General features: G+C 72.1%; 5 protein-coding genes. All 5 read right to left on the minus strand.

The window, feature by feature from the left end; translation table 11 throughout:
* Window positions 1-1,147: precorrin-6y C5,15-methyltransferase (decarboxylating) subunit CbiE (cbiE, locus tag J0670_RS30120; RefSeq protein WP_207814870.1), on the minus strand; the 1,147-nt coding region annotated here is incomplete at its 3' end.
* A gap of 161 nt (window positions 1,148-1,308) precedes the next feature.
* Entirely contained in the window at window positions 1,309-1,944 is a 636-nt protein-coding gene (locus J0670_RS30125; RefSeq protein ID WP_207814871.1) for a GNAT family N-acetyltransferase, read from the minus strand.
* A gap of 198 nt (window positions 1,945-2,142) precedes the next feature.
* On the minus strand, window positions 2,143-2,967 hold the full coding sequence (locus J0670_RS30130) for a MetQ/NlpA family ABC transporter substrate-binding protein (RefSeq protein WP_207814872.1): 825 nt from the start codon (window positions 2,965-2,967) through the stop codon (window positions 2,143-2,145).
* A 57-nt stretch (window positions 2,968-3,024) separates the two neighbouring features.
* Entirely contained in the window at window positions 3,025-3,753 is a 729-nt protein-coding gene (locus J0670_RS30135; RefSeq protein WP_207814873.1) for a methionine ABC transporter permease, read from the minus strand.
* Complete coding sequence (locus J0670_RS30140) at window positions 3,750-4,775, minus strand: methionine ABC transporter ATP-binding protein (RefSeq protein WP_207814874.1); 1,026 nt, start codon at window positions 4,773-4,775, stop codon at window positions 3,750-3,752. The genes J0670_RS30135 and J0670_RS30140 overlap by 4 nt, the downstream gene beginning before the upstream one ends.
* Window positions 4,776-4,900 lie beyond the last annotated feature (125 nt).

Raw genomic sequence — 4,900 nt, forward strand, 5'->3', positions numbered from 1 at the left:
CGTCCGCCCGGTAGCCGGCTGCGGCGATCGCCCGGTGGATCTCCTCCGCCTCGGTGAAGGTCCGGGCCAGCGCGACGAACCGCTCGGGTTTGCGGGCCAGCACCGCGCGCACCACGTCGAGGCCGCCGGACTCCACCACCGCCGCGTCCGGCTCCGGCAGCCCGCCCAGCACTTCGGGGCCCCGCCCGTGCACGGTCTCCACCTCGACCCCGTACCGACGGGCGTTGACGGTGAGTCGGGCGCAGGCCGAACGGGAGGCCTCGACCGCGACCACGGCCGCGCCGAACCGCGCCGCCTCCACCGCGAGGGCTCCGCTGCCCGCGCCCACCGACCAGAGCAGGTCCCCGGGGCGCGCGCCCAGCCGGGCCAGCACCAGGGCGCGTACGTGCTCGGGCAGCACCTCCGACGCGCCGGGCTCGCCCTCCGTGCGCCCGGCGCCCGCGTAGGCGTCGGCGGGGAGCGCCCAGCCGCGGTCCGCGCCGGGGTAGCCGACCGGGCGCCCCGCCAGCCAGCCGGCCGCCTCGTCCACCGCGCCGGCCTGGGCGGTGCCGCCGATCACCAGCACCACGTTGGGGTCTCGCCAGTCGTGGTCGGCGATCCGGTCGGAGGTGAGGACGGTGACGTCCTCGTCCGGGGTGCCGAGGGCCTCGCAGACGACGAAGGTCCGGTGCACCCCGCGCAGCATCAGGGCCAGCTCGCTCGGGCCGGCCCCCGGCGCGGTGAGCACGGCGACCTTGGGGTGGGCCCGGCAGATGTTGGCCGCGCGGCGCAGCCGTCCGCCGTGGGCGCTGACGACCTGGGCGTCCTCCCAGGGCATGCCGGCCCGGGCGAAGGCGGCGGCGACCGAGGAGACGGCGGGCAGGACCTCCAGCTCCAGGCCGTACTCGGGGCGGCGCAGGGTGCGCACCACGCCGAAGAAGCCCGGGTCGCCCTCGGCGACCACGACGGCGGCGCCGCGGTGCTCGGCGATCCTGCGGGCGGCCTGCCGGACGCTGCCGAGGGTGATCCGTTCGGCGGTGTCCGGCACCGGGAGGGCGTCCAGCTGGTAGGGCGCTCCGGCCACCAGCGTCGCCGCGGCGAGGGCCGCACCGGCGGCCTCGGTCAGTGGCGTTCCGTCCCACCCGATGACCGTGATCCGGTCAGCCATCTGCGGCCGTTCTCCCTCGACTCGATGCGCGGTGCGTCGCGCCGACTGTGCGGCGCCGGTGCAGAGGCTACCGGGTGTGATCCCTCAAACGCCGACATCTCGCACACATGTCCGCGTCGATCGCGTGGGGGCCCGTTTCGCGGCCGGGTACGGGCGGGGGCTCAGTCGCGCAGCACGTAGCGGTGGTCGCCGTGCCAGCCGTCCCGCCGCAGTTCGGGCGACTCCAGGTCCTCCGGGAGCAGGCTCCACAGGATCAGGTCGCTGCGGCTCTCTTCGACGACCTCCCCGGACTCGCCGCGCACTATCCAGGCGCTGCGCAGCACGCCCTCGCTGATGCCGCCGATCTTCTGGGCGACCTGCTGGGCGGCGGTGTTCCCGGCGGCGGTGCGCAGCTCCAGGCGCAGGAAGCCGCGGTCCTCGAACAGCCACTGGGCGACGCCGAGGACGGCCTCCGGGGCGTAGCCCTCGCCGCGCGCCCAGACGGCGGTCACGTAGGAGATCTCGGTGCTGCGCAGCCGCCAGTCGGTGTTGCGCAGCTCGACCAGGCCGACCAGGCGCTGGGTGAGGTGCTCGGTGACGGCGAAGACGATGCCGCGTCCGTTCGCCCGGTGGGCGGGGGCGAGGACGCGGGCGAGCTCGGCCGCGTACTCCTCGGTGAAGGGGTGCGGCAGGTCCGTCCAGGCCAGTACGAGGTCGTCGGCCATCATGGTGGCCAGGCCGGGGGCGTCGTCCTCCGCAAGGGGCCGCAGCAGCAGCCGTTCGGTGCTGATGGCCGTCTCGGGGAAGCTCGCTGCCATGCCGTCTCTCCTCGCCGGGTCGTGAACACAACACCGTACGCCTCCGGTGCGCCCCCGGTGTCACGCGGTGCACCGCCCGCACGACGGTACGTCAGATCGCGGTCGGCCGGAGTGTCCCTCCCGCATACTGCCCGACCGGGCCCCGGCGCAGGTGCGCGGGGGCCCGGTCGGACATCAGGGGGTACGACGGTAGGACGATCAGAAGGCCGGGATGACCGAGCCCTTGAAGGTGTCGTCGATGTACTTCTTGACCTCGTCGGAGTGCAGCAGCTCGGTGAGCTTCTTGACCCGCGGGTCGTTCTCCTTGCCCTTCTTGACGGCGAGGATGTTGGCGTACGGGTTGCCCTCGGCCTTCTCCAGCACCAGCGCGTCGGTGGCCGGCTTCAGACCCGAGTCGATCGCGTAGTTGCCGTTGATCACGGCGGCGTCGAGGTCGGCGATGGAGCGGGGCAGCTGGGCGGCCTCCAGCTCCTTCCACTTGAGGTTCTTCGGGTTGCCCGTCACGTCGGCCGGGGTGGCGGCGGTGCCGGCACCGTCCTTGAGGGTGATGAGCTTGTTGTCGGCGAGCAGCTTGAGCGCGCGGCCCTCGTTGGTGGCGTCGTTGGGCAGGCCGATGGTGGCACCGTCGGGCAGGTCGGTGATCGACTTGACCTTCTTGGAGTAGACGCCGAGCGGCTCCAGGTGAACGGTCCCGACCGAGACGATGTCGGTGCCGTTCTTCTTGTTGAAGTCCTCCAGGTACGGGACGTGCTGGAAGTAGTTGGCGTCGGCCGAACCGTCCTGCACCGCCGTGTTGGGGGTCACGTAGTCGGTGACCTCCTTGATGTCGAGCTTGAGGCCCGCCTTCTCCGCGAGGTTGTCCTTGACGAACTTGAGGATCTGCCCGTGCGGGGTGGGGCTGGCCACGACCTTCAGCGGCGCGTTCGGGTCCGAGGAGGACGAGCCCGAGCTGCTGCAGGCGGCCAGCGAGAAGGCGAGGCCGGCGGTGGCGAGGACACTGGTGAACTTCACAACGGTGCGCACGAAAAGTGCCTTTCTGCGTGATACGGGGAGCCGCGTCCGGAGTCGGACGGGGGAGGTCTAGGAGGCGACGAGGTCCTCGTCGGGGGTGGTGGCGCGCGTGCGGAGCAGGCGGGTGCGTCCGCCGCCGCGGCCCCGGTTGGCCAGCCGTCGCACGGCGTAGTCGCCGGCCAGCTGGATCACGGTGACGATGATCGCGATCAACGCCACGATGATCCACATGAAGGCGGTCTCGAAGCGCAGGTAGCCGTACCGGTAGGCGAGGTCGCCGAGGCCGCCGCCGCCGACGGTGCCGGCCATCGCGGAGTAGCCGATCAGCGCGATGATCGTGGTGGTGACGGAGGCGACGATGCCGGGGAGGGCCTCGGGCACCAGCGTCTTGCGGACGAGCGTCCAGGTGCTGCCGCCCATCGCCTGGACGGCCTCGATGAGGCCGCGGTCGACCTCACGGACGGAGGTCTCGACCAGCCGGGCGAAGAACGGGATCGCGCCGACGGTCAGCGGCACGGTGGCCGCCTGCCAGCCGAGCGAGTTGCCGGTCAGCCACCGGGTGAAGGAGATCAGCGCGATCATCAGGATGATGAACGGCAGCGAGCGGCCGACGTTCACGATCGCGCCGATCACCTTGTTCACCGGCTGGTTCTGCAGCGCTCCGCCCTTGGCCGTGAGCACCAGCAGGACGCCGAGGGGCAGCCCGAGGACGACGGTGCAGACCGTCGCGACCCCGACCATCTGGAAGGTCTCCTGGGTGGCGGGCCACATCAGTTCCTGCATCTGGTCCCAGGTCATGCCACCGCTCCGTTCGCCGCGCCGAGTACGTCCACCTGCAGGCCCTGCTCGCGCAGGTAGCCGATCGGCACCACGTTGTCCTGGTGGCCGCCGGCCAGTTCGACCCGCATCCGGCCGACCATCCGGCCGGCGATGGTCTCCACGGCGGCACCGAGGATGTTGATGTCGATCTGGTAGGTGCGGGCGAGCTGGGAGACGAACGGATGGGCCGGGGTGTCGCCCTGGAAGGTGATCTCCAGCACGGTGGTGCCGGGGTGGCCGGTGCCGAACTCGCTGAGCGGGAACAGCTCGCGGGCCAGCTCGGAGCCGGGCCGGGCCAGCAGGTCGGTGAGCTCGCCGGACTCGACCACCCGGCCGCCGCGCATCAGGGCGGCGGAGTCGCAGACGGACTTGATGACGTCCATCTCGTGGGTGATCAGCAGGACGGTGAGGCCCAGCTGCTGGTTGAGGTCGCGCAGCAGCTTGAGGATCGAGCGGGTGGTCTCCGGGTCGAGGGCCGAGGTGGCCTCGTCGGAGAGCAGCACCTTGGGGTCGCCGGCCAGGGCGCGGGCGATGCCCACGCGCTGCTTCTGGCCGCCGGAGAGCTGGTTGGGGTAGCTGCGGGCCTTGTCGCCGAGGCCGACCAGGTCGAGCAGCTCGGCGGCCTTGCGGCGGCGCTGGGTGCGGTCCAGGCCGATGATCTCCAGCGGGAGCTCGACGTTCTGCTGCACCGTGCGGGAGGCGAGCAGGTTGAAGTGCTGGAAGACCATGCCGATCCGGCGGCGCGCCTCGCGCAGCTCGCGGCCGGCCCGGTTCTCACCGCCGGACAGCGCGGTCAGCTCGACCCCGTCCACGGTGACCGTGCCGGAGGTCGGGCGCTCCAGCATGTTCACGCAGCGGATGAGGGTGGACTTGCCGGCACCGCTGGTGCCGACGACTCCGTAGACCTCGCCCGGGCGGACGTGCAGGTCGACGCCGGCGAGGGCGGTCACCTCGCGGCCTCGGGAACGGTAGACCTTCGTGAGGTCCGTGGTGGTGATCACAACTGCTTCCGTGGGTCGGGGGCGGGCGTCGGTGCCGACCGCGCGACCGGATGCGGTCGGCGGCCTCGCACAGCGCTTCGCCAGGGGGATCCGGACCTGCCGCCCCTTGATCGTGGCCGTTGGAC

It is taken from the genome of Streptomyces sp. FH025, from assembly GCF_017427025.1.
Classification (GTDB): domain Bacteria; phylum Actinomycetota; class Actinomycetes; order Streptomycetales; family Streptomycetaceae; genus Kitasatospora.

Coding starts and splice junctions, on each gene's coding strand:
- J0670_RS30135 (WP_207814873.1), bottom strand. CDS start 3,753: ATGACCTGGGACCAGATGCAGGAACTGATGTGGCCCGCCACCCAGGAG.
- J0670_RS30125 (WP_207814871.1), bottom strand. CDS start 1,944: ATGGCAGCGAGCTTCCCCGAGACGGCCATCAGCACCGAACGGCTGCTG.